Below are 26,785 nucleotides of genomic sequence, written 5' to 3'. Positions count from 1 at the left end.
GCTAGATGGATGAATCTTTCTTGGCCTGATGTGGCCGCAACCGCCTGATCGCTCCTAAAGGAATTTCCAAGGCTAACCGTCGCTACGTCGCCTCCCAAGCTGTGAACAAGTGCCCGCACATGGAATCCTAAGAAGCCTCCGCTTCCAGTGAGACTGACCTTCAACGCGCCTCACTTAGCCGTTTTGTCTTGCCAGCGGAGGCAAGTTCACTGCGGATTTCGGGCAACGTAAGTAGGAGATCCTCGATTTCCGGAATACTCATCTGTTCAACAGTATGGGAGTCGTAGTCCCCAAAGTTAGCTTGATTTACGTCGCCGGAATCAAAATACACACTGTAATTGAGATCGCGATTGTCAGCAGGTACTTTGAAGTAGTCACCCATATCCTGCGCTCGAGTGAGCTCCTCACGGGTCGCTAGAGCCTCTGACAGTTTCTCAGCATGTCTAGTCCCGATAACTTGGACCTCGGAATTCGACTCGAATAAGTTAGCAACCGCCTGCGCCAGATCGGCAATGGTTGATGCCGCAGCCTTCTTCACGAATAGGTCACCTTGGCGTGCGTGCTCAAAGGCAAACTCCACCAAGCTTACAGAATCAGCCAGAGACATCAAAAAACGGGTCATCGCGGGATTCGTTATCGTAAGCGGCCCGCCGGACTTCAACTGCCGTATAAACAGGGGAATAACTGATCCACGCGAATACATAACATTGCCATAGCGAACGCATGAAACAATAGTGTCCGCTTGAGGATTGTTTAATCCATGAGATTGAGCGATTTTCTCCATCATCGCCTTACTCATGCCCATAGCATTTACAGGATAAACAGCCTTATCAGTGCTTAAGCAAACTACGGATTGTACTGAGTTCTTCTCGGCAGCACGGATCACATTTTCGCTGCCAATTATGTTTGTTCGGACAGCTTCCATCGGAAAGAACTCGCAGGAAGGTACTTGCTTCAGCGCAGCCGCGTGAAAGACGTAATCGACATTCTTCATCGCACGGTCTACGCTGTCGAAGTCGCGAACATCCCCAACGTAGAACTTGAGACGAGGGTTCGGAAGTTCATGTCTCATGGCATCTTGCTTGGCTTCGTCCCTGCTAAGGATGCGCACCTGCTCCACGCCGGTCGACAACAATTTCCTGGCGACGGTGTGGCCGAACGAACCAGTCCCACCCGTGATAACTATCTTCTTGCCTGCATATGCTGCACTCAACAGATACCCTTCCCCTTTGTAACCGTTACGTCTGTCAAAATACTTCGGACCGCTGCAACGCCTTTATCTAGCGAAAATTTGTCTTTATATAGCGCGCGACACCTTTCGGTCATTGCGCTCCGATGGGATGGAGCAGAGGCTGCTGCCTTCATCAAAGCTTCGGCAAGGGAACTAGGATCTTCAGGTGCGGCTGTCCAGCCAACACCCGCGTCTGTACAGATTCTTTCGAGGTCGCCCTGGACAGTGCTGACTACCGGAATACCGTGTGCCATGGCCGCTTGGAATTTGGATGGAATGGTCATTCGGAACAGGGGGTCGTCCTTCAACGTCACGAGAAGGAAGTCAGCGGTTGCATAGACGTCAGACATCTCTCTCTTAGTCACTCGTCCATGGAAGGTGACGTTTGAGAGTCCTGCATTTGCAGCCAGTAGATGCAAGGACGATTCCTGGACGCCGGAGCCGTAAATGTGAAATTCGATCTCCGGCTTGTCGACTAAAAGCTCCGCAGCGCGCAGAATAGTTTCCACATCCTGCATTACACCGAGGTTCCCGGCGTAAACAAATCGAATACCGGACTTCCCCATCGACCGACGTCCCCTAGACGGGCCTTCAATAGAATGAAGCTCCCAATTAAAGACGGTGGTGATCTTCGATGCTTGAACGCCGCGGCTAACTAATGCACTTTTCATGCTCGGAGAAATAACTATTATATGGGCCGCCGAAGAGTATAGGGGTTTGAGGAGGGCTGAAATCACCGAACCCGCCACAGATGTCACTACACCCTTAGTCAACATCCCAGAACTAGTTACCGACTCGGGCCAAAGATCTTGGATGTGGAGGACATAAGGAATGCCGTAGCGTTTCGAGAGCCACCAACCTGCTATCGCAGCCGTCATAGGCGTGGCATAAACGTAGATCACGTCAACATCAGCCATTACGTCGGCTCGTAGCGTGCTTGAAAGTGCAAAGGAACCAAATGTCAGAATTCGCTTCAATGCATTCGCATCATGGCTAAGAAACGACTTTACACGATAGACGTCGGCGCCCATTATGACCTCACGAAAACCGACGGCCTGATGATATCCGTCGTAGATCACCCCCGCCGGATAGCTGGGGAATCCAGTCAGCACCCTAACGTCGAAACCCGCCTTAACCGATTCTTCAGATACGCTGTTTGGAAGCAAAAATTCTTCAGGCGCAAACCATTGAGTTATCAAACCGAGCTTCACTTCGTGACCTCAGGGTCATCTGTTAATCCTCTGAACTCGGGCATAGTGACATGCTGTGCAGCAGAAATACCGTCTTTACGAAATACAACAACTAATGTCCGCCAAAGAATCCTGCAGTCCAGTAACGGACTTCGGTTATCCACATATTCGACGTCGAAGGTAAACTTCTCTTCCCAACTAAGGGCGTTGCGTCCATGAATCTGCGCCAATCCCGTAATGCCAGGGCGAACTTCGTGCCGTCGAGCTTGAACAGGGGAATAACGACCCAGATAGCGAATGAGAAGGGGACGGGGCCCTACGAGACTCATATCCCCCTTGAGAACATTGATTAGGGTGGGAAGTTCGTCCAGGCTCGTGGACCGGAGTAAGCGACCGAAATTCGTCAGCCTCTGTTCATCACTCACGAGGTCCTTGCCCGGATCGGGATCGGCCATAGTTCGGAACTTCATCAACTTAAATATCCGACCGTGACGCCCAGGCCGTTCTTGGACAAACAGTATTGGTCGCCCCATTTTTGCCGCTACGGCTACGGCTATTCCAGCGAGAAGAGGGCTGAGGACAACAAGCCCAGAGCCCGCGACGGCTATATCGGTTGCTCGCTTCAAGGAGTCGAAGGTGTTAGTTCGCAAGCCTACCTGGCCTCCTCGAGGAACGACGAAAGCCCATTGAATATCCGCTCAACCTGGCTTTCTTCAAGTGCTGACCCTGAAGGAAGCGTGAGTCCGTTGAGGAAGAAGCGCTCTGAGGTTCCATCAACGATACTCTCGGCCTGAGCAAACACAGGCTGCAGATGCATCGGCTTCCAAAGAGGCCGTGCCTCGATATCAGCCTGGAGTAGGAATTCTGCTAGTTGGGAGGACGTAAACTGGGCGTTCGCTGGATCGATGACGATCGAGGTCAGCCAGCAATTGTCCTCTTGATCATCGTCACCACCGAACACCTCGACGCCAGGGATGTATTGGAAAAACTCCCTGTACGTGGCACGGTGCCGTTTGCGCTTTGCGATCATCTCATCCAATCGGAGGAGCTGAGCGCGTCCGAGTGCAGCCAGCAAATTGCTCATGCGGTAATTGAACCCGATATCGACGTGTTCGTAGTGTGCCACCGGTTGCCGCGCCTGCGTTGCAAGATAACGCGCACGTCTCGCTGTATCGGAGCTGTCGGTTAGGAGCATGCCTCCCCCGGACGTGGTCATGATCTTATTGCCGTTGAAAGACACAATGGCCGCATCGCCAAAAGAGCCAGCTGGCTGCCCTCCGCGACTTGCACCTAAGGACTCAGCTGCATCGGCTATAACTAAGAGGCCAAATCTTTGAGCGACGCGTTCGATACCCTGGAAATCGCAGATCTTGCCCAACAGGTCGACAGGGACAATAGCCTTAGCTGGCCGGCCAGCTAACGCCAGTTGTTCGGCCGCCTGTTCCAACAAATTGATGCTGATATTCCCCGTCGCATCGGAGTCAACAAAGAATGGCTGTGCGCCTGTGTAGCGAATGGCGTTGGCTGTGGCGGCGAAGGTCATGGTAGAAGTCAGGACAAGATCGCCGTCGCCGATGCCGTGGCTCAGCAGCGCCAAATGTAAGGCAGCAGTCCCAGAACTTAGGGCGACCGCATGGCTGACACCGACCCGCGCGGCCACTTCCGCTTCGAATGAATCCACGTCCGGCCCTAAGGGCGCCACCCACCCCGACCGCAAAGCATCAAGAACGAACTTCTCTTCGAGCTCGCCAACATCCGGTGATGACATGTAAATTCGATCACTCATGCTGGACCGCCTCTGTGGCTACGCCATCAGTTTCAGTCGCTATTTGCACGACTGCTTCATCCCATCCCTGACCGCCCAAAGCGGCAGGAGCCAAGGGTGGAACTCCTGTATGGCTGATCATGGGATGGATAGGTCGGTCGTCGTGCTCTCCCGCACCTACGAGCTCCTCATGCAACTTTTCACCCGGGCGTAGTCCTGTAACTACGATGTCGATCTTCCGCCCTGAACGTGCGATCATCCGTTCCGCTATGTCAAGGATCCTAACCGGATGACCCATATCCAAGATCAACACTTCTCCCGGGCGACCGATAGCACCCGCTTGCACGACAAGCTCGCATGCCTCAGGAATAGTCATGAAATAACGCGTCACATCTGGATGTGTCAGAGTGACGGGACCGCCACTGTCAATCTGAGCTGTGAAGGTGGGCAGCATGGAACCCCTACTCCCAATCACGTTGCCGAAGCGAACAGACAGATAACTCATTCCGGTCTCTTGCGCGAACCAGGCAGTTATCCTCTCACCTAATCGTTTGGAGAATCCAAGAATGCTGGTCGGATTAGCAGCCTTATCCGTAGAGATATTAACGAAGGTCTCTACACCCGCAGCCCGTGCTGCCTCTAGAACATTTATCGTGCCCAGCACATTCGTCTGCCAAGCTTCACTCGGATATTGTTCCAACATTGGGAGGTGTTTGAGTGCAGCGGCGTGAAACACAACCTCTGGCATTCTCGCCAAGAACAAATCCATCACCGTAGCGGCGTCCCGGATGTCGGCCAAGACGACCTCTCTGGAGTCCAACAGGCCATGCCCTGATATAGATATCTGGGCCCCCTGTAGACCCGTCTCATCGCGGTCTAGCATAATAATTTCAGCTGGCGAAAACTTTACTAGCTGGCGGCAAAGCTCTGAGCCAATGGATCCGCCGGCTCCCGTTACCAACACCCGGCGGCCTGTAACGAACGTGGCGATTGACTCGAATTCAGTGTTCACGGGGCGGCGACCGATAAGGTCCTCGATGGCAACCTCCCTGAGGTCCGCCAGTCGCATGCCGTCCTCCAATATTTCTGAAAGAAGTGGCATTACCATCAAACGCAGGCCTGCCTTATCGGCTGCGTCTGAAATTCTCCGGATAAACTCTGCATCCGCCCGGGCTACGCACAGGACCAGCGCTGTAGCTCCGGTCTTTTGCGCCAATGCCTCCAACTCTGCCCCAGTGCCCTGAACTGGGACGTTTGACAACCTCAGGTTACGTTTGTCTGGATCGTCGTCGATAAGTCCGACCGGCCTGTACCGCGAAGCCGGATCGCCCAGCATTCTTTTAATGAGGTATGCCCCAGTCTGGCCAGCTCCGTAAATGAGTACATGCTCGGCAGAGTCCAACGGACGGACCCTGCGCTCGGAGAGGAGCCTCCGAAGATACCGGCTTCCACCCATCAACACGAAGGCAACGGGCAACGCCACCAAGGCAGTACTCCGCGGCAATCCGGGTGCATTGAGGAAGAAGAGATTCACCGCGAATAATACCGAAGCAACAGTCACCACCGTGAACATAAGCGTTTGGGCTTCATCAAACGCACCATGTTGGTGCCGTCCCCGATAGAGGGCGAGAACCCAACCTATTCCAGCCTGGAGGACAATGGCGAGCACAGCGAGGATGCCAACAGAGAGCCAGTTCACGCGCTCGGACACAAAATCGAACCGGAACAAAACAGCGAACGTGACGGCGAGTATCCAGACTTCTGCATCGATCGAGTATTGAACCACCCGAGATGCCCACCGGGCGGCTCGCCCAGCATCCCTGATGCGATCCCGCAGTGGGCGTGATAATCCCATTTGACTTGTTTCCCCCGAAATTAAACTCTGCGCCCGGTGATTCGTCATGTCATCCTCCCGGATGACATGACTTGGAGCCTCTCGCCGAACCCGCCGATCCCCGTTCATTAAAGCACCTTCCTCAGTGGGTACAGACCGCAACCACTTCGTCTAACAAGTTTTCATCTTGCGTTACGAGCCATGACGACGACGATAAGAAAGTACTCCGGCGCGGATGGTCCGCTCCTCGGGAGATTTGCTTGACGGCGGGTTTCGCGTTGTGGAAGCGGGTACGATGAGGGAAATTTCCCCTCGAACTTGACCCGGAAGGGGCCTCGGTTTTGGAGCTTAAGGATTACTTGCGCATCATCCGGCGAAACTGGATTCTAGTCGTCGCATGTTCGCTCATCGGCATCTTGGGGGCAGGTGCGGTGTCCTTGCTCATGAAGCCGAGCTATAGGTCCGAGACCAAACTGTTCGTTGCCCTGCAGAATTCCGGCTCCGTTTCCGAGCTTCAGCAGGGCAACGTTTTTAGCCAGGCCAGGGTCCAGTCGTATGTGAAGACAGTGGCCACGCCGACAGTACTGCAACCAGTTATCGACAGCCTGGATCTGAAAACAACCCCCCAGTCCTTGGCGCAAACGATTGTTGCGGCGTCGGACACCAATACTGTTCTCATCAGCATTTCAGTTCAAAATGAATCTCCTGTCCAAGCGGCAGCGATAGCGCAATCGGTGAGCCGGAGCTTGATTGCGGCGGTCGAGGAATTGGAGAAGCCCTCTAAGGGAGGCACTTCGCCAGTCAAGCTGTCGATAGTGACCCCTGCCACGGCCCCGGTCTCGCCCTATTCGCCAAACGTTCGAATGAACCTGATCCTGGGCCTTCTCGTCGGGTTGGCTACAGGAATTGGCGTTGCCGTGCTGCGGGCAGTTCTTGATACGCGAATCCGTGGCGAGGCAGATCTCCGCCGAGTAACGAATTCTGCCGTCCTCGGTGGCATAAGTTTCGACACTGACGCCACGAAGAAGCCGCTGTTGACCCAAGCGGCCCACCAAAGTCCGCGTGCCGAATCCTTCCGGCAACTCAGAACCAACCTGCAGTTTGCCCATGTCAGTCATGAATCCAAGACGGTTCTAGTTACTTCTTCGGTTCCGGGCGAGGGAAAAAGCACTACCGCCACGAACCTCGCGATTGCAATGGCCCAGGCAGGACAGTCCGTTGCTCTAGTGGATGCGGACCTGCGACGACCGATGATCGCCGATTACCTCGGGCTTGACCGAAATGCGGGACTAACGACGGCTCTCATTGGCAAAGCCGATGTCAACGACCTGCTGCAACCCTGGGGCGACGGCCAACTGTACGTTCTGGCGTCCGGACAGATACCGCCAAACCCCAGCGAACTGCTCGGCTCCGAGAAAATGAAGCAACTGATCATCCGGCTGGAAAGCGTCTTTGACGCTGTGATCATCGATGCCCCTCCGCTTCTCCCTGTCACTGACGCCGCGGTTCTGGCACAGCAAGTTGGCGGCGTGGTGGTAGTTGTCGGCACTCAAAAGGTTCGGACAGGCGATCTGGAGAAATCGTTGGCTGCGCTTGAAATGGTACAGGCCGACCTGCTGGGTGTGGTCCTGAACCGTCTGCCAGTCAAGGGACCGGACGCCTATGCCTATAGCTCTTACAGCTACAGCACCTCGGACAAGCCCACAACAAACCCGTCCGTAAGCATAAATCGCGGCCGTGCTGAGGAATCCGACGAAGTCTTCACCGATGAGATTCTGCATGGAAGCGCACGTGAAGCGACTCGGTTCACCGGCGGCCGGGGACAGGGCGCGTAGTGCCCGCTGACGACCGAGACATCCTATCGGAACAGACGCATAAACCGTCCAAATCCGCATCTTCGAAAACTCGGCGAGTACGGGGGATTCGCAAGAGACGTGCACGCCTCTTTGTGCTCCGTGCGGCGGGAATATTCGGCGGTCTTATACTCGTCACGGCCGCTATCGGAGGTTGGCTTTTTTACCGAGCCACGGAAATAAGAGGCGAACTGACCTCTCTCACTAATGTTGTCCCTGAGTTCAAAAATGAACTCCTGGCCCATAACGACGCGGCCGCTCGTGCAACATTGACCAAAATGCAGGCCCACATCGAGAAAGCTCGTAATGCGGCCACAGATCCGGTATGGAAAGCAGCGGGTTCGGTTCCGGGAGTCGGGAAAAACTTTTCCGTTGTTTCAGAGCTGGTGCTGGCCGCCGACGACGTGGTAGCGGGCGCCGCCCAACCGCTGCTGTCTGTCTACAACAGTCTTGACTGGAAGGCCCTGAAACCTGTCCACGGGAAGTTTGACCTTGAAGCGCTGGCAACAGCCTCTCCGAGCATTGTTGCGGCGGCTAACACCGTCGATCTGACCTACTTGCGGTTGTCGACTATCGAAGGTGCGGGTCTCTTCCCCGAGGTGGCACAGCCCCTCACTGCCGCCAAAAGCTCTCTGAATGATCTTAGAAGGTCCCTCAACATTGCTGCTGACACCTCAGCAATCCTGCCCAAGATGGTGGGGACAGATGGCACAAGAAACTATTTGGTGCTGATTCAGAACAACGCGGAAGTCCGGGCCACCGGAGGGCTCCCGGGGGCTCTGGCTGTGCTGCGGCTGGAGAACGGAACCGTGAGTTTGGATGCTCAGTCGAGTGGGGCAGCTCTTGGAAAATTTTCGCCGGCAGTGGACGTCGATCCTGCCCAGACCGCGATCTACAGCAAACGCTTGGGCAGCTACATCAGCGATGTCAACCTGACCCCCGATTTTCCGACGGCGGCCAAGGCCGCAAAGGCTATGTGGGAGATCCGGCATGGAACCCCGATAGATGGCGTAATTGCGCTGGACCCGGTGGTGCTGTCACACATATTGAAAGCGTCCGGTCCGGTTGCAATACCGAGCCTTGGTCCCGAGCTGGACCGTCGTCTTCCCCAAGTTTTGACTGACGGCAACGTTGTGAAGGCCCTCCTTTCAGATGTCTACTCCGGTGCGGAGACAAACGAGATGCAAGATGCCTATTTCGCCGCCGTCTCGAAGGAGATTTTCAGCCTGCTAGCGTCTGGGAAGATCCCGACTGACCAACTTCTTGGTGCTTTGACCACCAGCGTCGACGAGCACCGCCTCCTTGTCTGGAGTAACCATAAAGAAGAACAGGATGTGTTGGAACGGACTTCCGTGGGAGGTGCTGTTTCCGGTCCCACGGTTGGTGGCGCTGCGTTCGGCGTCTACTTCAATGACGGAACGGGCGCCAAAATGGATTACTACGTCAGAAAGACTGTCCGGTTGGAATCGGTCTGCACCGATAGTGACTACGCCGAATACAAGGTCAAAATCACTATGACGAATACAGCGCCCCAAAACGCCGCCGGCACCCTGCCAGTGGCCGTAACTGGCGATGGACGGTTCGGCACTCCCCCTGGCACCGTTCAAACCAACGTGACGGTTTACGGCCCGGCCTTGTCGCATTTGGATGCCGCTGTTGAAGACAATGCGAAGGTCAGCTTTGGATCGCATCTGCACTACGACCGTCCGGTTGGAATTGTAGCCACACGACTAGATCCAGGCCACACAACGGAAATTGAGATGAGTTTTGTGAAAGTCGTACAACACGCGGAGCCTGCAGTCGTCGTTACGCCAACTGTCCAGAACGTCAAAGAAGTTCTTCTGCCGACAGTTAGAGCTTCGTGCGGAGGCTAAATCTGTTTGTAAAGGAACTTGACAGACGTTGCCCCTAAGCTTCACGGGATGGTAGCGTGCTTTTGGGATATACGTCCGTGATTCTGCAATGGTCTCTTGCAGGGAGGAAGCCTCCTCAAAACGGATTACATCAATATAACGTCTCCGGGGGGACATCAATGAAAAAAATACTCGCAGCACTCGCGCTGGCAGGTTCAATCGCGCTGATCGGTTCAGCGCCGGCCATGGCCGCCACCTACCCGCCCCTTCCGCCGCAGGCCGCCGTCTCCGATGGCGTCGTGGGCCCGGGCGAAACATTCATCTTCCGCGGCCAGGGCTTCCTTCGGGGTGAGTCCCTCACCATTCGGGTAACGCCGGGGAACCCGCCTGCCGCTTCAGGCGCAAACATTGCCGGCGGCCGTTCGGTCGCGGCTCGAATCAGCGTTGTAACCGAAGCGCAGACGCTGAAGGCAACTGCGGACGCCAACGGTGCATTCGCCGTACCTGTGGCCATCAACGAGCCGGGGACTTACCTTCTAACCGCCACTGGCGACACCTCCGGCATCACCGTTGGTCCCGTCAATGTCACAGTGGTTGCTTCCCTCGCAAACACCGGCGGTGCGCCGCTGGCAAACACCGGTTCTGGCCTGGCCAACACCGGTGCCGACGCTAGCCTGCTCCTTTGGGGTGCAGCCGGCGTGGGCGCTCTGGGCCTCGGTGCAGCAGGCGTCATCATCGTCCGCCGCAACAAGAACGAAGCTTCCGCCTAAGCTCAACCGACAAAGGCGAAGAAGAGGTGGGTGGATTTCCGGGAAGCCGGAAATCCCCCCACCTCTTCTCTTTGGCGGATTCCTCAAGGTTGGTTTTCTACAGCCCAACTATCGGCTCATAGCTATGGGAAGACACTGGCGCCGGACCCCACGAGAGTTCGACCTCTCAGTACCGCTCCCCAGCTCCCTTGTGCTCCGCTATGTCTTTTTGGGACTCCTCGCGGTTGCAGCCTTGGGTACTGCAGCACTGGCCCTGCTCCGGACCATGTGAGGCCGTCTTGAGGCACGTCCATAACCCCAGGCTCTGGCAAACGCTTCTCGTCGCAATGCTGGTACCCCTCGCGCTCGTCGCCTTCTGGCCCACGCCGGTGGACAAGCCTGTGGCCGGCACACTCGCCGGCATCCTGAATTTCCTTCACCGCCACGGAATTCCCGCCTGGTTCAATTATCAATTCGTCGAGGCTGCAGCAAATGTGGTCCTGTTCGTCCCGCTCGGGCTTGTCGCGTCGGTTGGCTTTACCCAAAAGCCATGGTGGCAAATTGGTCTCTTCGGCCTAATGGTTTCCGCGTGCATGGAACTGGGCCAGCTGATGTTCCTTCACAACCGCTTTTCCAGCCTGCAGGATCTCGTGACAAATACGTCAGGGGCTGTCATCGGCGCCCTGCTGGCCGCTGTAACCCTTAAAAGACTGGAGGCCCGCCGCCTCCCGGCAGCGGACCTCCAAAACGATCTGTAACGCTTCGCTTAGTTTACGAAGCCCTTCATCCAGGTCTTCAGGTCCTCGCCGAACTCCACGCGCTCAGACGCGAGTGTGATGACGGCTTTGAGGTAGCTCAGCTTATCGCCGGTGTCGAAGCGGCGGCCTTTGAAGACCACCCCGTACACGCCAGAGCCCTCGCCCTCGCCAGCGGCGAGGGTCTGAAGCGCATCCGTCAGCTGGATCTCGCCGCCCCGGCCGGGCTCCGTCTCCTCAAGGACGCCGAACACGGACGGGTGCAGCACGTACCGGCCGATCACGGCCAGGTTGGAGGGAGCCTCTCCAACGGCAGGTTTCTCAACAAGGCTGTTGACGCGGACGTAATCTTCACCGTCCACCGCAGTGATGTCCGCGCAGCCGTAGGCGCTGATCTGGGAGGGATCGACCTCGATCAGCGCGATGACCGAGCCGCCCGTCTTCTGCTGCACCTCCATCATGGTGGTAAGCAGGTCCTCGGCCTCGTCGATGAGGTCGTCGCCCAACAGCACGGCGAACGGCTCGTTGCCCACGTGCTGTGCTGCGCACAGCACCGCGTGGCCCAAGCCCTTAGCCTCGCCTTGGCGGACATAATGGATGGGGCCCAGCTCCGAGGCGTACTGCACGGAGTCCAAGCGGTCCCTATCCCCCTTCAACTCCAAGGCACGCTCCAGGCCCGGCTCGCGGTCGAAGTGGTCCTCGAGGGAGCGCTTGTTGCGCCCGGTGATCATCAGCAGGTCGGTGAGGCCGGACTTTACGGCTTCCTCAACGACATACTGGATGGCCGGCCGGTCGACGACCGGCAGCATTTCCTTCGGCATTGCCTTGGTGGCGGGCAGGAAGCGAGTCCCCAATCCGGCAGCAGGAATGACGGCTTTGGTGATAGCTTTCCCCGTAGTCATAGCTGAACCTTACAAATCAGGGGTAGACAAAGGCAATTTCTCCGCCTAAAGGGCTTACCGAAGTCCGCGGAGATCGCGCACGAGCTGCGGAGCTGAACGGAGGAACCTTGCCCATCTGGTTCGGTGGTGCACGAGCCGGCCCCGGAGGGACATGTCAGCGTAGATGTTTTGGCTCAGGAGAACTTGGGGAGGCGGGAACATAGCGCGCCACAGCATCCCGGGCTTCTCCCGCCACGGTGCCTGGACGATTGCCACGAGCCGGGCGCTTCCCGGTTCCCTGGCCATCAGCCGGTTGCGCCATTCCACCGATGGCTCAGGCCATTCCGGCGCGCTGGCGTCCGGCAGGAGGTCCTCAAGAAAGGGGCGTATGGCCGCTAAAGAGCCAGTCGCCGTCGCGACCTCCAGGATGGCCAGCGCGCGGGAGTGCTGTGAGGCGATGTCCGCCAGAAATTCGAGCTCCTGCCGACATGCAGGCAGATGCGGCGCACGGAGGGCGTGCAGCGCCAGGATAAGGATTCCCAGCCCCTTTGACGGGACCCGCACCGACTGTCCGGCAAGCTCGAGAACTTCGGTGCTCGCCCACATCACCTCGAAGCAGGCGGCGGCCGGATGTTCCATTCCCGGGAAGCGGAAGTGGACGTCGATGCAGCACGGCCAGTCAGGGTGGTCCAGGGTAACGGAATGCTTGGGAAACGCTCTGCTGTCCGGATCCACAGGGCGTTCCCGCCAGCCGCGTTCCCGCAGGCCGTGCAGCAGCTGTTCCAGGCAGGCGGGATCAACGAAGACGTCGACGTCAGCTGACGTCTTGGGCTGCCGCAGTCCCTGGACCACACTCGCCGGGCCCTTGATGAAGAAGGCCCTGACGCCCAGGCCGTCCGCCAGCCGCGCTACCAGGGCGTGGCCCAGGAGCACGCCCTCGGAGATGCTGAGCTGCGTGACACTGCCGTCGTCCGCCACGGGCACTGCCTAGTCCCTGGCCGCCCTGCGGCCGCTGAGCGCGACCTCGAGGGGCCCACCGGATTCGGTAGCCGCCCCGACGCCAGGGCGCTGTGGTTCAGCGGCAGGCACTCGGCTTGGCACGGACGTATACGTTCCGTAGTAGGAGTAGGCGTCGGTTCCTCGGGTGGGCACATAATTGAGGACCGCGCCCAGGATCCGGCCCTTGACCTTGTCCAGGTTTCCCATCGACTGTCCCAGCTGCTCCTGGGTAGTCCTGCCCGTCCGCACCACCACGATAGCGCCGTCCGCCGCGCGGGAGAGGACCGCGGCATCCGTCACCGGAAGCAGCGGCGGGGCGTCGATCAGGACAATTGCGTCTTCGGCAAGGGCGTTCAGCATGTTCCTCATGGCCCGGGACCCCAGCAGCTCGCTGGGGTTGGGCGGGATGCGCCCCGAGCCGAGGACTGAGAGGTTCGGGAGGGCACCCCAGGGCTGGAGGACGTCCGCCAACTCGGCGGTGCCGGTGAGGACATCGGTGACGCCCACTCCCGGAACCAGGTTGAAAACATCCACCAGCGTGGGCCGGCGGAGGTCGCCGTCGACCACTACAACGTTCTCGCCGGCGGCCGCCATGGCAACCGCCAGGTTGGCCGTGACAGTGGACTTTCCTTCCGCCTGCACGGAGCTGGTGACCACGATGATCCGGGGCGGCTGGTCCACGTCAAGGAAGCTGAGGTTGGTGCGCAGCTCCCGCAGGGCCTCGGCCATCGCGCCCCCGGCGTCGTGAACCAGCGCCTCGGTGCCGGCGTCCAGGACCGTGCTTTTCCCGTCCAGCCGGCGGTCCACCGGCAGGGTGCCCACCACCGGGACACCGAAGAGCCGTTCGACGTCGGCAGCCTTCCGGATGCGGCGGTCAAGGTGGCGGCGGATCACCGCATAGGCCACCCCGAGGGCCAGGCCGACGAGTGCGCCCAGCGCCAGGTTGAGCCTCGTATTGGGTGAAGTGGGGCTCGTGGGAAGGACCGCCTTGCCCAGCGGGAGCACACGCACAGCCGTTGCCGCGGAGGCCACCTGCGTACCGTCCGGGGCTGCCGTTTCGATCGCCTCCACCTGGGCGGCAAGGCCGTTGACCCAGGCATCGGCCACGCGCTGCGCCGTGGCCGGATCCGTGGACTGGGCGGTCACCCGGATCTCGGCGGTGTCCAGCGGGACCTTCACGCTGATGCTGCCGAGCAGGGCGTCCGCGGTGGTCTGCAGCTCCAGCGAGGCGATGACCCGGTCCGCCACGAGCCGCGACTTTGCCACCGACTCATAGTTCTTGACCTTGGCCTTCGCCAGGCTGTCCCCTGCCAGCGAGAGGCTTACGTTGTCCGAGCCCGGCGTGACCACGATGCCGCTGGAATCGGAGGAGTAGATCTTGGGCTGGAGGACGGTCCAGCCCAACGCCGCCAGGGTGGCCAGCAGGGTGAACGCGACAATGGCCCTCCAGTAGACCCGAAGGACCCGGAGGTAGTCCGTCAGGTCCATGCCGGCGGGCGCGTCCGCGGGAGCGGCTGTTGCGCTCATGGTGGTTCCTTCCACTCAAATCTGTGTGCGGCCCTGTGCCAGGACTGACTTTGCGATGAGCTGCTCCGTGGCTGCGGCGACGGCGTCCCGGTAGCCTTCCGGGGTTCCGTGCACGTTGCCGACTTCTTCGGCCAGCTGGTCCGGCGTTACGGGGCTGGCGGACGCCTCCCAGATGGCCGGCCCGATGCCGCTGAGCCGCACAACCTGGTTCTCCAGCATCAGCAGCAGGTCTCCGCCGATGGCCACGGCGTCCCTTGGTGCGGCGCGGCGGATGTAGCCCTCCGGGATGTGCCTGAAGCGGGCGGCTTCAGCCGCAGGGGCCTCCCACTCGCTGGTGTCCCCTGGCTGCATCCGGAACAGCGGCTCCAGGGCCGCAGGCAGGTCCGCGGCTTCCGTGTAGGTCACCTGCCAGACTCCCCCGACGCGGTCGATCAGGCGGCACAGCGACTGCAGCGGCTCCACCATCTCAGCCTGCGAGGACGAGTCCGGGATCAGGGCGAGCACGGCATCGGCCAGCGGGACCCTCTGGAGCTTCGGCGCCGCAGGGCGGCCGCCTGGGACCCGGTTCAACAGCACGATCGACTGGAGGAAGGGCATGGCAGGGGCCGGCAGGAGTCCAAGCTCGTCCGGTCCCACCTGCCGCTTGGGGGTGCCTGGCCTTTGCTTCACGGACAGCGGCTTGGGGTAGGGCACCACCGAGCCGTCCGAACGGATGGCTACGGTCTCGTCCGTGACATACCCATAGGCCTCTGCCAGAAGGGAAGCCGCGGTGGTCTTGCCCGTTCCCGACTTGGCCACCAGCGCCACAACGGCCCCTGTGGCAGGGTCCGCCACCCCGCAGGCGTGCAGCATCGTAAGGCCGCCCGCGTTGGCCAGGATGGCGGCCACCGTGAGCCGGGACGTGAGGTGCTCGGCCAACTCCTCTAAGGAGGCGGCCTGCAGCTGGAACGTGCCGTCGTCGTACTTCTTTGATTGGCAGGTGACGGACGCCGTGAACGGCTGGTCCGTTGTGGGCTCTGGCGGCAGCGGCGGGAGGAAGGGCCCGCCGCCGTCGACACACCGCGCCCATGCCCAGCGCATGGCATCCCGCTGCTGCCACGTCACCGCAGCGCCCCAACAGACCGTGAACTGCGTTCCCAGGACCTCCAGGCACAGCAGATCGCTGCCTCTCGCCAATTCCTCGAGCAGGCGGTGCTGCCACGCCAAACGTGCGTTCTCCAGGGTTCCCGCGGACCTCATGCCGTCACAGGGAATCGCCGCGGACAGCCTCAATGAGGCGCTGGGCTTCGAGGCTGGCGAGGAAGCCTTCCACCTGCGCCTGCATCTGGCCCGCCTGGTCCTCAAAGTTGGCCTCAAGCTCCGCCAGGATGGACTGCTGGGTCCGTTGCCCGTCGATCAGTTCCCAGATCGCTGCCGCCGGGCCTTCCAGGACCACGGGCTGGGTTGCGTCCAGGTGCAGCAGGGCAACCCGGCTGGCTGAGTGGGTGCGGACTTGGGCCACGAGGCCGCCGCGTTTCCACACCACCGTCAGTATGCGACCGTGACGGTGCCGGCCATGATGCGGTCCGTGCCGTCCGGAAGCCTGAGCGTGATGGTCAGCGTGTAGCTGTAGGTGGTCTTTGAGGGCGCCGGGGTGACGCGCTGGTATTGGAAGGAGAGGGGGAAAGTGAGTGTCTGGCCACTGGTGACGCCGCCCGCGTAGGTGAATGTGGCGTTGTACTCAAACGCGTTTGTATACGCTGGCACCGCGGCCGTCAGCGTGGCGGAACCAATGGACTGGATGCCCGCCCCGGCAATCACTGTTCCGGAAGGCTTGATGTTGACAGTTCCGGTGATGACCCCGGTCATGGCGATGCCGGTGTTGTTGATCTGGAAACCCGTGGGGCCCTTGCCTGTCTGGTTGGTGCCGGATCCTGTGCCTGATGAACTGACCAGGGTGATGTTCGATGCCTGGCCCACGAGCGCTGCGGTGGCCGAATAGCCTGACGCAGCCGCGGCCGGTGCGGCGATGGCGGTTGCGATCACCGGCAGGGACCAGGCTACCGCCCGCAACAACCCTGCGCCGGCTGATGCCGTGCTTTTCGCTCTCAGTGACCTTCGCGTGCAGAACCTCGGACAAATGCGCTCCCGTGTCGGTGTGAAGCCGCCGCTCAGCCGTTCAGGCCCGCGAGCGTGCAGTGGCCGGGCTTTCCCGGCTCCGACAACTTTCGCCAACGCAAATAAAGATTTGGTGCAACCAACCTTCAAGGTTTGGTCAAGATCAGGGAAAGTTCTCTTGGAAAACGGTTTCACCTGCGGTGATAGGAGGCTGCGTCGCTCCTATGCGGACGGGTAAGGGCCGGACTCGGCCGCGAACGTGGTTCCGCCTTCATCCGTCACCATCTGGTCCGATTCCCTGAGCGCAGCCGACGCGGAACAGTCATCGCACCGGCCAACAAACTGGTGGGGGCAGGCCGCTAGTTTGACTCCATCCCCGGTGGACATTCTGGTTCGCATGGTTCCCGCCGTTCCTGAATCGTCCCGGTTCACCAGGAGACTCATTCATCCAACCGCCGCGAGGGTGGTGCCGGCGAATGCTGCGGTGGGAGCCGTGGCCACTAAGCCCTCGCCTCGCCGGCACTTCCATTGAACAACCAGGCCGCGCAGGTAACACGAGTAGGCGATACCCGTTTACAACGGGGCAACCGTACTTACCCAAGTGCAGTGAACCGCTCCCTACCTAAGCCCCCACCGGGCTGGGCTCCACAGGCGCCTAACCCCGAAACTGCGGCTCGCGCTTCTCCTGGAACGCCCGGAACCCCTCGGCATAGTCATCGGTTTTGCAGAGCCGTGCCTGCTCGGTGTTTTCCTCCGCCATGGCCTCCCACAGGCCCAGGCGCTGGTCCCGGATGTGGGCCACCAGCTCCTTGCTGGCAACAAAAGCTCCGGTGGCACCCGAAGCCACCTTGGCAACGATCTCCCGGGTACTGTCCAGCAACGACTCCGCCGGCATGGCGCGGCTGAACAGCCCCTGCGCCACGGCTTCGGCGCCGGAGATCAGGTCCGCGGTGTAGATCAGGTCGAGCGTCCGGTGCATCCCCAGCCGCTCGGTGAAGTACCAGTGCCCGCCCGAGTCCAAAGTAGCCCCCAGCTTGGCGAACGGCGAGCCGAACTTGGCGTTCTCCGCCACGTACACCACGTCCGTGGCCAGCAGCAGCCCCAGCCCCACGCCCAGGCAGGCGCCGTGGGCGGCGGCGAACGTGGGCGCCGGGAAGGACGCCATCTTCTTCAGCAAAGGCTCCACCAGCCCGCCCAGGTACGCGGCGGCGTCGTCGCTCTCCGGCGTCACGTTCTGGATGTCGCGGCCCGCGCAGAAGGCGCGGCCCTCTCCCCTCAGCAGCAGCGCCCGCACCTCACCGCGGGAGGCTGCGGCAGCAGCGTCGTCGTACGCCTGGGACAGCTCCGCCAGCGCCTGCTCGTCCAGCGAGTTCAGCTTGTACGGGGCGTCCAGCACAACCTCGGCAACGCCGTTGGTGATGGAGAGGGAAATCATGGGGCTCCTATGGTTCAGACGGGCAACGGTGGGACCGGGGACTTAGACGTCGAAGTCGACGGTGACTTCCTTGCTGGTGGGGTGGCTCTGGCAGGTCAGCACATAGCCCTTGTCCAGCTCATCCTGCTCCAGCGCGTAGTTTTCGTCCATGGTGACGCTGCCGGTGACCACCTTGGCCCGGCACGTGCCGCACACTCCCCCGGCGCACGCGAACGGCACGTCCGGGCGGACCCGCAGCGCGGCGTTGAGGATGGACTCGCGGGCGTGGGTGGGGCTGGCCACCTCGCCCTGCAGTCCGTCCAGCTTGAACGTGATCTTGTACGTCTCCTTGGACTCGTCCACCAGCACGGGACGGCCCGCGTTGCCCTCCGGCTTGTCCGGCTTGCCGGAGGTGAACAGCTCGAACCGGACGTTCTCCGGCTTCACGCCGCGCTCAGCCAGGGTGTCCCGGCACAGCTGCACCAGCTCGAACGGCCCGCACAGGAACCACTCGTCCACATCGTCCGCGTGGATGGCGGTGCCCAGCAGCTGCCGGAGCTTCTCCGAATCGATCCGGCCGGACAGGAGCGGGGCGATCCGCTGCTCGCGGGACAGCACATGGTGGATGGCCAGCCGCTGCGGGTACTTGTCCTTCAGGTCCGCGAGCTCCTCCAGGAACATCACGTCCATGGCGGCCTTGTTGGCGTAGATGAGGTCGAACCGGCACTCCGGGTTGGCGGCCAGCAGCGTGCGGGCGATCGCGATCACCGGGGTGATGCCGGAACCGGCGGCGATGGCCACGAAGTTCGCTTCCCCCTGGGAGGCGACGTCCCCGGCCAGCTCCTCCGGGTTGTTCATGGAGTTCATCCGGTTCTGCTCCACGGCCTGGCCGTCGCGGCCGTGCCGGGACACGAACGCGCCCATGGGGCTCATGACGTCCAGGGTGTCCCCGGCCTTCAGCTCGGCGTTGGCCCAGGTGGAGAACAGCCCGCCCAGGTCCTTCTTGATGGCCACCCGGATCTCGCTGGTGCCGTCCTCGAAGCTGCGCGGCTCGGCGCAGATGGAGTAGCTGCGGCGGATTTCCTTGGGTTCGCCGGTCTCGTCCGGCAGCGTGGTGCGCAGCGCCACGTACTGGCCGGGCAGGTAATCGAACTGGCCGGCGAGCTCCGCAGGCACGTGGAAGGAGACCTCGATGGCGTCCTCGGTGAGCCGGCGCACCTCCTTCACGGCGAGCGTGTGGAAGGACGGACGACGGCGGCCGGTGGCCTGCGCCTCTTCGGCGGCGGTCTGGCGGACAACAGGCATGGGGCTTCCTTACAGCACTTTGAAGTAGTCGAACGGTTCCTTGCAGTCCTGGCAGACGTACAGCGCCTTGCAGGAGGTGGAGCCGAAGCGGGTGAGCTCTTTGGTGTTCAGGCTGGCGCACTGCGGGCACTTGACGGCCATCTTCAGGCGGATGGGCCCGGCGTGCCGTGCCGCGTGGCTCATGCCCGTGGGCGGGGCGATGCCGTATTCCCGCAGCTTCTGCTTGCCGGCCTCCGTCATCCAGTCCGTGGTCCAGGCCGGGGCGAGCACCAGGTCCACCTCGACGTCCGCGTAGCCTTCCTTGGCGAACGCGGTCTTCAGGTCGTCGCGGATGGCGTCCATGGCCGGGCAGCCCGAATAGGTGGGCGTGATGGTGACCTTTACGTGTCCATCGTGCGCCACCTCGACATTCCGCAGGATTCCCAGGTCCTCGATGCTGAGCACCGGGATTTCCGGGTCCACCACGGTGGCCGCGATGTCCCAGGCCTTCTGCCGCGGCGTCCGGGTCCTCGACTCAAAGTCGGAAATGTACATGTCCATGACGGTCACCAGCTTGCTCCGGGGTGTTCGCGGGCCAGCACCTGCATCTCGGCCAGGATGTAGCCGAGGTACTCGGAATGCCTGCCCTGCCGGCCGCCGCCGGGTGCGGCGGGAACGTCCGGGACCTCCAGCCCGGCCTCGGTGAGGACTTCGCCGGTGAGCCGGTCAAAGTCCTCCTTGAGCGAGGAAGGCGCGACGGCGATGCCCGCCTCCGTGAGGCGGCCCGTCAGGTCGTCGTCGCGGAAGAGTTCCTCCACGTAGGGCCACATGATGCGCAGGCCATGGATCATCCGGGTGCGGGATTCCCCGGTGCCGCCGGCCAGGCGCAGGATCCACTGGGCGGCGTGGTCGCGGTGGTAGTCCACTTCCTTCACGGCCTTCGCGGCGATGGCGGCCAGGGTGGCGTCCTTTGATCCGGTCAGCTTGCCGTAGAGCAGGAACTGGTAGTAGCTCACCACGAACTGGCGGGCGATGGTGGCCGCGAAGTCGCCGTTTGGCTGCTCGAACAGCTGGACGCTGCGGAACTCGTGCTCGCGGCGGAAGTAGGCCAGGTCATCCTCGGACTTGGGCGTTCCGTCCTCTTTTGTGAGGGCCCCGCCGGCGTAGCTGAGGAAGGAGCGGGCGTGGCCCAGCTGGTCCAGGGCGATGTTGCCCAGGGCGATGTCCTCCTCCAGCTCGGGCGCGCGGGAAATCCAGTGGCCCAGGCGCTGGGCCAGGATCAGGGCGTCGTCGCCCAGGCGCAGCGCATACTCGGCGGTGTCCTCGGACGGCTTGGCCAGGCCCGTGCGGACCTCGAGCGCGATGTCCTCCGGGCGGAGGGCGTTGCCGGGGGTGATGCGGGTGGCGGAGGCGTTGCTGTCGCCGGCCACGCCGGTGGAGATGTCGCCGTGGCCGCTCACAGGTGCTTCACCCCTTCGCTCTTGGTGTAGTACGTGGCGTGGCGGTAGTCCTTGCCCTGGGGGGACTCGAAGAACGAGCCCTTGGCGTCCGGATCGCTGGCGGCGATGGCGTCCGCGGGGACAACCCAGATGGACACGCCCTCGTTGCGGCGGGTGTAGAGGTCCCGGGCATTGCGCAGGGCCATGGCGGCATCCGGGGCGTGCAGGGAGCCGGCGTGGACGTGGCTCAGGCCGCGGCTGGACCGGACGAAGACCTCCCAGAGGCCCCAGGCGGAGCGGTCGTGGTGCTCCTGCGGAGCGGGGGATGCCTTCGGGGCGTCGCGGTTGATTTCCGTTGCCGAGCTGGCGGGGGCTTCGGGGTTGCCGTGGGGGCTCATGCTGCGTATTCCTTCTGCTTGTTAAGCTGCTTGGCTGCGTAGGTGGCCGCTGCCTCGCGGACCCACGCGCCGTCGTCGTGCGCCTGCCTGCGGCGCTCAAGCCGCTGGGAGTTGCAGGGGCCGCGGCCGGCGAGCACTTCGTGGAACTCGTGCCAGTCCAGAGGGCCGTGCTCCCACTTCTTCGTGTCCTCGTTGTAGCGGATCTGGTCATCCGGGAGGGTGAGGCCCAGGACCCTGACCTGCTCCACCATCATGCCCACGAAGCGGCTGCGGAGTTCGTCGTTGCTGAAGCGCTTGATGTTCCAGGCCATGGACTGCTTGGAGTTGGGCGAATCGTCATCCGGCGGGCCGAACATCATCAGGGCCGGGGCGTACCAGCGGTTCACGGCGTCCTGGGCCATCTGCTTCTGCGCGGGAGTGCCGTTGGAGAGTTCCAGCAGGATCTCGAAGCCCTGGCGCTGGTGGAACGACTCTTCCTTGCAGATGCGCACCATGGCGCGGCCGTAGGGGCCGTAGGAGGCGCGGCACAGCGGGACCTGGTTGCAGATGGCGGCGCCGTCCACCAGCCAGCCGATGGCGCCCATGTCCGCCCAGGTCAGCGCCGGGTAGTTGAAGATGCTCGAGTAGCGGGCCTTGCCGGCGATCAGGGCGTCCGTCATCTCGTCCCGGTTCTGGCCCAGGGTCTCGGCGGCGGAGTAGAGGTACAGCCCGTGGCCGGCCTCGTCCTGGACCTTGGCCATGAGGATGGCCTTGCGCTTCAGGCTGGGGGCGCGGGAAATCCAGTTGGCTTCCGGCTGCATGCCGATGATCTCGGAGTGGGCGTGCTGGGAGATCTGGCGCAGCAGGGTCTTGCGGTAGGCCGCAGGCATCCAGTCCCGGGGCTCGATGCGCGAGTCCTCGGCGATGACGCGGTCGAAGTTGGCCTGGCCCGCCGCGTCTGCCGTTTCGCTGGTTCCAGCCGTTCGCTCAGCCGGCACTGACTGCAAGTTCTGCGCTGCCATGGTTGCTCCTATGCAAAGACCTTCGGGGCGGCCGGAATTATTTACCGACCGTTCGTTCAGGATATGCGGGAGCGCCGGACCCCGTCAAGCGCCGGGCATGCGGTGCGCCGGCAGCTTCGCGTGGATCAGTGATTAGGGTTCCAACGCGTCCGGGGTGGCTGCGTGGAGGTTGCCGGCCGGCTGGGGCCGGCCGTAGAGATACCCCTGCTGGTGGTCGCAGCCGATGCTGTTCAGGTAATCAGCCTGCTCCCGGGTTTCAATTCCTTCGGCGGTTACCGTCATGCCGAGGTTGTGGGCCATGTCCACCATCGAGATGATGATTGGTGAGTGGTAGTCCGCCCCGGCAATGCGGTGCGTAAACGATTTATCGAGTTTGACCCCGTCCACGGGCAATTCCTGCAGGCGTCCGAAAGATGAGTAACCGGTGCCGAAATCGTCAACGGCAATCCTCACGCCATGCCGGCGCAGTTCCGCCAATTGGGCAATGGCCCCGCACTCCTCTTCCAGGAAGACGCTCTCCGTGACCTCAAGGACGATTTGCCCGGGATTGATCCCGCCGGTCCGCAGAATTTCCAACACCGATTCCGCGTAGTCCACATCGCGGAGCTCCAGCCCGGAGACGTTGACGGCGATGCTGCGCTCGGCGTCAGCGCCAAGCCAGGCGGCCATGTCCGCGGAAACCTTGGTCAGCATCATGGTCCCCAGGTCCCGGATCAGGCCGGTCGCTTCTGCATGGGGTATGAAGTCAGACGGCAGCCGTATGCCCCCCTCATGCTGCCAGCGGGCCAGCGCCTCCACTTGGCAGACCTCCCCGGTCCGCGCGACCACAATTTGGTAGAAGGGCACGATCGCGTCGCCGGCAATTGCCTTCCGGAGATTGTCCTGCAGTGCCGCACGTTCGACGAGTTTGCTCATCATCCCGGGGTCGAAGCGGACGAACCGGTTCTTGCCTGCAGACTTTGCAGCATACATGGCGATGTCCGCCCGCCTCAGAAGGTCCTCTCCACCATCCTGACCGGAACAATCTGAACCCCATCCCGCAATTCCGACGCTCAGGCTGACGGCAAGTTGGACCCCGCCCACGTCGATGGGACGCTGGGCCAAATCAACAAGCCTTCCCGCGACCGCTTCCGCGTCACTCCCGCCAGGGAGGAGCACCACAAACTCATCACCGCCAATCCTGGCAACAATGTCCTCCCTGCGAACCACGCCGCGGATGCGCCGCGCCAGCTCGATGAGCATCCCGTCCCCGCACTGGTGACCGTGAACATCATTGATTTCCTTGAAGTCGTCCAGGTCCAGCAGCAGCAGCGATAATTCCGGGGTGCCGGCCGCAGTGGCCTTCCTCAGTTCGTCGTTGAAGAGTGCCCGGTTGCCGAGTCCCGTCAAAGCATCCGTGAACGCGAGCTTCCTCAGTTCATCGGCCCTGATGGCAAGATCTTCCAAGGCCCGGTCGGCTTTGATTTCGGCCTGGCGCCGGGCGGTGATGTCCCGGAAACTCCAGACGCGCCCAACGATCCGGTCCGCGATCATCTGCGGACGCGAAAACCGCTCGAACACCCTGCCGTCTTTGAACTCCAGGATGTCCAGACTTTCGGCCTGCGGGCGGTCGTACAGCTCACGCACCTTTGCCAGGAACGCCTCCGGCTCCTGCAGTTGGTCAACGACCATGCCGATGACTGCTTGGTCGTCATGGGTAGCCAGAATGGTACGCGGGATCCTCCACATGGAAGCGAAATTGGCGTTGATGCCGGTAATGCGGCCATCCAGCCCAACCACCAGCAACCCGTCAGCGGTGGACTCCAACGTCGCATTTAGAAGGGAAACCAGGTTCTGCAGGTCGGCCGTTCCGCCCTCGTTCTCCCGCAGTTCGCGGATGGTCAAAACAACAAAGGGTTCCTGCCCCGCCCCGGCAAAACCGACTTCCACAGAAAAGCTGTGGCCCCCTACCCACTGTCCCCGCGTATGGAATACTCCGGCGTCCCCGGCGGGACCAGCCGCCGGGCACACATCAGCCGTTATCCGGGTGTGCCACTCCGGAAGCAACGACGTTATGGGTATTCCCTCAAGGCTTCCGGAACTACGCCCGAACAACGCCCCCGCGAAAGGATTGGCCGAGACAATAACACCGCTTTTGCGTTCCAGAACAAGAATTGCGCACCTGGCCAGCTCGAAAATCCTTCGAGCCGAAAAAGCCGGGCGAACAGCCGCTGCATGACCGTCCACGTACCCTCCCATTACCCACCAACAGTTGCTGTCAAAGGTAACCTACTCGCGGGTAGTAGCGAACAGCGTCGGCTCCCGACGCCAGCACCCCATCACCTCCCGCAAAAGGTGCGCGGCCACGGTCTGTAATGTCTACGAAATGTCCCGCCCGGCCTACACCGCGCACATATACTGGCCACGCCCTACCGGGCCTAATGACAGCCTAAGGTCTCCTCACGTCGGCGTTTGGGCGCCGCCGACTGCTCCCAGCCCGCACACAGTTTTCCTGCATCGCTCGACGCCGGGCCTCCATGAAACCGGTGTTTGCACGGACGTCGGATGCCGACTTCTAAGAACGGATGATCATGAGACGGTTCCTGGTATTGATGAGTGCTGTTGCGCTGGCCTGCCTTGGCATGCCAGCGCTGGTTCCCGGTACGGCCCAGGCCGCACCGGGGCCCTGCATAGGCGCACCTGCAGCCGACGGGACGAGCTACGCCGAAACGCGGCAGTTCGTGGACACCCAGGCATGGTGGGTGCCGGAAGCGGATCAAGCAAACAACACCACCACCAACTCCGGCCACCTGCACCTGGGGGCGTGCATACCTGAGCGCGAAACGATCAGTTCGGGCAACCTCACCATCAAAGTGAGGGTGGTTCTCCACGACAACCCCGGCAAGGCGAACTACGTCTCCATGGTGTTCAAAACCTCAGACAATGAAACAACCGTCCAAAAATGCTACCTGCGGGCCACTGCAGCAAACTTCAGCTGCCCGGGGCCTGCAAGCAACGGCAAAGGCGATTTTGTGTGCTCCGGCACCTGTGAGCGGTGGCTGACGTTCTCGCAGCCGATCTCTTCGTTCAACCATTCCGGCCTGCAGGAAGTCCGCTTCCGCGCGTTTGTCCCGGAGCCGGACAGCAAGCAAATGGTCGCCAGCTTCAACTGGCAGGTGGGCATCCAAAACGGAAAGTCCCCGTCGAACGTCTCGAGGTACGCCTTCCTGCGCGGCAAGGGCTGGTACACGCACGCCGAGTACTGCGAGGCTTCGGTCCGCAGCGCTCCCCTTCCCGACGGCCCGGTTTCAGGCATCTGGACGCCAGTAGTGGGGCTCACCACCCATCCTGACGGCTCGCTCCCGGCCACCCGCTCATTCATTGCGATCGACCCGGACTTCCATGCGTCGCCGGCACGCCCCGGAACCGTGCTGCGGGACGCCGCCGGCCCCTACGGGCCCGAACCTTTTGGGGCCGCTCCCCTGTCCATTGACACCCGGACCCTGGCCAACGGCGTGCACAAGCTGCACCTGCGCACATCGTGCCGCGACAACACGCTGGGTTCAACCAACTCCGGCGTGACGGTGATTCCCTTCACGGTGGCCAACTGACGGCACCCATGTCCGCCCAGGTTAGTGACGGATAGCTGAAGGTGCTGGAGTAGCGGGCCTTGCCGGGCGAGTAGAGGCAAGGCCCGCTATCTGCGGAAGCAACGCTCTCTCACTTGATGCGGCCTTTCGCCCAACGCTCCTGCACCCCGCCGTAACACTTAGCCGAATTAGCGCATGGAAAGTTTGCATAATTCACCGGGACGGGTAATCTTCCTAATTAGGTAAGGCTAACCTTGGCGCACGCGGCAAGGCCCGCTGCCCTTGCCTACCCTCCCCATGCGGGGCTTATTAGCGTCCGCACTCCCCAACCAAAGGACTTACGTTGCTTCGTCATGCCCTGGCCGCAGTGGTCACCCCCCTTGCCCTCCTCGCCCTGACCGGTTGCGGCACCCAAGCCGCCGCCAACACCCAAGCCGCAAAGGAAGATGCGTTCACGGTTCCCGCCGGCGTTCAGGAGCAGTACCAGGTACTGGCCGATGAGCTTGCCGAAAAGGGCAAGACCGTCGAGTCCGGGGAATGGACCGTCAACCTGATCACCGAGGCGGCCGAGCCGTGGTTTGACGAGCACGGTACGCATTTCCGTGCGCCGGAAGCCGGCGAGACCCACCACATCGAGATCATCCCTGTCGAGGCCTCGACCGGCAGGATCGTCCCCAACGTGCCGATCACGCTGGAGGTGGTAAACGCCCAGGACAAGGTGGTCCAGTCGATGGAACTGAATTTCTACTACTCCACCTTCTATCACTACGCCAACAACTTCACCGTGCCGGAAGCGGGGACCTATACAGTGCGCGCCACCCTCGGCGTCCCCGCGTTCAACCGCCACGGCGAAGAGTCCGACACGCCGCCCCTGGTGGAGGGCACCACCGTGGAGTTCAAAGACGTCGAGCTGAGCTAGGTTCCACATGTCACTTTCCACCCGTTC

At 61.6% G+C, this 26,785-nt stretch carries 24 protein-coding genes; 6 read left to right on the top strand and 18 right to left on the bottom strand.

Features of this window, described 5'->3' with window-relative positions:
- Positions 1-160: 160 nt before the first annotated feature.
- Genes U7114_RS06355 through U7114_RS06335 form a run of 5 tightly spaced genes read right to left on the bottom strand, consistent with a single transcriptional unit; the run spans position 161 to position 5,972 of the window.
- A complete protein-coding gene (locus tag U7114_RS06355) occupies positions 161-1,213 on the bottom strand; it encodes an SDR family NAD(P)-dependent oxidoreductase (protein WP_323056825.1) in 1,053 nt (350 codons plus the stop codon).
- Positions 1,210-2,442, bottom strand: a complete 1,233-nt coding sequence (locus U7114_RS06350) for a glycosyltransferase family 4 protein (protein ID WP_323056824.1) — start codon at positions 2,440-2,442, stop codon at positions 1,210-1,212. Before U7114_RS06350 ends, U7114_RS06355 begins: the two co-directional genes overlap by 4 nt.
- The gene (locus U7114_RS06345) at positions 2,439-3,047 is read right to left on the bottom strand and encodes a sugar transferase (protein ID WP_323057005.1); all 609 of its coding nucleotides are present in this window, start codon (positions 3,045-3,047) and stop codon (positions 2,439-2,441) included. The genes U7114_RS06350 and U7114_RS06345 overlap by 4 nt, the downstream gene beginning before the upstream one ends.
- A gap of 26 nt (positions 3,048-3,073) precedes the next feature.
- Complete coding sequence (locus U7114_RS06340) at positions 3,074-4,207, bottom strand: DegT/DnrJ/EryC1/StrS family aminotransferase (protein WP_323056823.1); 1,134 nt, start codon at positions 4,205-4,207, stop codon at positions 3,074-3,076.
- Positions 4,200-5,972, bottom strand: a complete 1,773-nt coding sequence (locus U7114_RS06335; RefSeq protein WP_323056822.1) for a nucleoside-diphosphate sugar epimerase/dehydratase — start codon at positions 5,970-5,972, stop codon at positions 4,200-4,202. Before U7114_RS06335 ends, U7114_RS06340 begins: the two co-directional genes overlap by 8 nt.
- Before the next feature lie 407 nt (positions 5,973-6,379).
- Here U7114_RS06335 and U7114_RS06330 point away from each other — a divergent pair, with 407 nt between their 5' ends.
- The 4 genes from U7114_RS06330 to U7114_RS06315 all read left to right on the top strand — a co-directional run bounded on the left by U7114_RS06330 (position 6,380) and on the right by U7114_RS06315 (position 11,233).
- Positions 6,380-7,855, top strand: a complete 1,476-nt coding sequence (locus U7114_RS06330) for a polysaccharide biosynthesis tyrosine autokinase (RefSeq protein ID WP_416235546.1) — start codon at positions 6,380-6,382, stop codon at positions 7,853-7,855.
- Positions 7,856-8,151: 296 nt separating this feature from the next.
- A complete protein-coding gene (locus U7114_RS06325; protein ID WP_323056820.1) occupies positions 8,152-9,747 on the top strand; it encodes a DUF4012 domain-containing protein in 1,596 nt (531 codons plus the stop codon).
- Between the two features lie 158 nt (positions 9,748-9,905).
- A complete protein-coding gene (locus tag U7114_RS06320) occupies positions 9,906-10,496 on the top strand; it encodes an LPXTG cell wall anchor domain-containing protein (protein WP_323056819.1) in 591 nt (196 codons plus the stop codon).
- A 326-nt stretch (positions 10,497-10,822) separates the two neighbouring features.
- Positions 10,823-11,233: a VanZ family protein gene (locus tag U7114_RS06315; protein WP_323056818.1), complete on the top strand. Its 411-nt coding sequence runs from the start codon at positions 10,823-10,825 to the stop codon at positions 11,231-11,233.
- Between the two features lie 8 nt (positions 11,234-11,241).
- Here the strand turns inward: U7114_RS06315 and galU are convergent, their stop codons facing one another.
- The 13 genes from galU to U7114_RS06250 form a co-directional block, all read right to left on the bottom strand.
- The gene (galU, locus tag U7114_RS06310; RefSeq protein ID WP_323056817.1) at positions 11,242-12,132 is read right to left on the bottom strand and encodes a UTP--glucose-1-phosphate uridylyltransferase GalU; all 891 of its coding nucleotides are present in this window, start codon (positions 12,130-12,132) and stop codon (positions 11,242-11,244) included.
- A gap of 54 nt (positions 12,133-12,186) precedes the next feature.
- Entirely contained in the window at positions 12,187-13,095 is a 909-nt protein-coding gene (locus U7114_RS06305; protein WP_323056816.1) for a nucleotidyltransferase family protein, read from the bottom strand.
- 3 nt (positions 13,096-13,098) lie between these two features.
- On the bottom strand, positions 13,099-14,637 hold the full coding sequence (locus U7114_RS06300) for a polysaccharide biosynthesis tyrosine autokinase (RefSeq protein WP_323056815.1): 1,539 nt from the start codon (positions 14,635-14,637) through the stop codon (positions 13,099-13,101).
- Between the two features lie 15 nt (positions 14,638-14,652).
- Positions 14,653-15,876, bottom strand: a complete 1,224-nt coding sequence (locus U7114_RS06295) for a hypothetical protein (protein ID WP_323056814.1) — start codon at positions 15,874-15,876, stop codon at positions 14,653-14,655.
- Positions 15,877-15,880: 4 nt separating this feature from the next.
- Positions 15,881-16,162, bottom strand: coding sequence for a PqqD family protein (locus U7114_RS06290; RefSeq protein ID WP_323056813.1), 282 nt, complete (start codon positions 16,160-16,162; stop codon positions 15,881-15,883).
- A 2-nt stretch (positions 16,163-16,164) separates the two neighbouring features.
- A complete protein-coding gene (locus U7114_RS06285; protein WP_323056812.1) occupies positions 16,165-16,662 on the bottom strand; it encodes a hypothetical protein in 498 nt (165 codons plus the stop codon).
- 727 nt (positions 16,663-17,389) lie between these two features.
- Positions 17,390-18,169: an enoyl-CoA hydratase/isomerase family protein gene (locus U7114_RS06280; RefSeq protein WP_323056811.1), complete on the bottom strand. Its 780-nt coding sequence runs from the start codon at positions 18,167-18,169 to the stop codon at positions 17,390-17,392.
- Positions 18,170-18,211: 42 nt separating this feature from the next.
- A complete protein-coding gene (gene paaE, locus U7114_RS06275) occupies positions 18,212-19,453 on the bottom strand; it encodes a 1,2-phenylacetyl-CoA epoxidase subunit PaaE (protein ID WP_157241412.1) in 1,242 nt (413 codons plus the stop codon).
- 9 nt (positions 19,454-19,462) lie between these two features.
- On the bottom strand, positions 19,463-19,987 hold the full coding sequence (gene paaD, locus U7114_RS06270) for a 1,2-phenylacetyl-CoA epoxidase subunit PaaD (protein ID WP_323057004.1): 525 nt from the start codon (positions 19,985-19,987) through the stop codon (positions 19,463-19,465).
- 11 nt (positions 19,988-19,998) lie between these two features.
- Positions 19,999-20,892 carry a 1,2-phenylacetyl-CoA epoxidase subunit PaaC gene (gene paaC, locus U7114_RS06265; RefSeq protein ID WP_323056810.1) on the bottom strand — a complete coding sequence of 298 codons (894 nt, stop codon included), beginning with the start codon at positions 20,890-20,892 and terminating at the stop codon, positions 19,999-20,001.
- Positions 20,889-21,269: a 1,2-phenylacetyl-CoA epoxidase subunit PaaB gene (gene paaB / locus U7114_RS06260; protein WP_323056809.1), complete on the bottom strand. Its 381-nt coding sequence runs from the start codon at positions 21,267-21,269 to the stop codon at positions 20,889-20,891. Before paaB ends, paaC begins: the two co-directional genes overlap by 4 nt.
- Positions 21,266-22,270 (bottom strand): 1,2-phenylacetyl-CoA epoxidase subunit PaaA, encoded by a 1,005-nt coding sequence (gene paaA / locus U7114_RS06255; RefSeq protein WP_323056808.1) that lies wholly within the window; start codon positions 22,268-22,270, stop codon positions 21,266-21,268. Before paaA ends, paaB begins: the two co-directional genes overlap by 4 nt.
- A 132-nt stretch (positions 22,271-22,402) precedes the next feature.
- Complete coding sequence (locus tag U7114_RS06250; protein ID WP_323056807.1) at positions 22,403-24,154, bottom strand: putative bifunctional diguanylate cyclase/phosphodiesterase; 1,752 nt, start codon at positions 24,152-24,154, stop codon at positions 22,403-22,405.
- Between the two features lie 686 nt (positions 24,155-24,840).
- Here U7114_RS06250 and U7114_RS06245 point away from each other — a divergent pair.
- Complete coding sequence (locus U7114_RS06245; protein ID WP_323056806.1) at positions 24,841-25,860, top strand: hypothetical protein; 1,020 nt, start codon at positions 24,841-24,843, stop codon at positions 25,858-25,860.
- Between the two features lie 322 nt (positions 25,861-26,182).
- The gene (locus U7114_RS06240; protein WP_323056805.1) at positions 26,183-26,758 is read left to right on the top strand and encodes an iron transporter; all 576 of its coding nucleotides are present in this window, start codon (positions 26,183-26,185) and stop codon (positions 26,756-26,758) included.
- Positions 26,759-26,785 lie beyond the last annotated feature (27 nt).

Origin of the sequence: Pseudarthrobacter sp. C1 (assembly GCF_034720455.1) — a bacterium.
Lineage (GTDB): Bacteria > Actinomycetota > Actinomycetes > Actinomycetales > Micrococcaceae > Arthrobacter.
The sequence above is the reverse complement of the archived record's forward strand: the minus strand, read 5'-3'. Positions and strand labels throughout refer to the sequence as shown.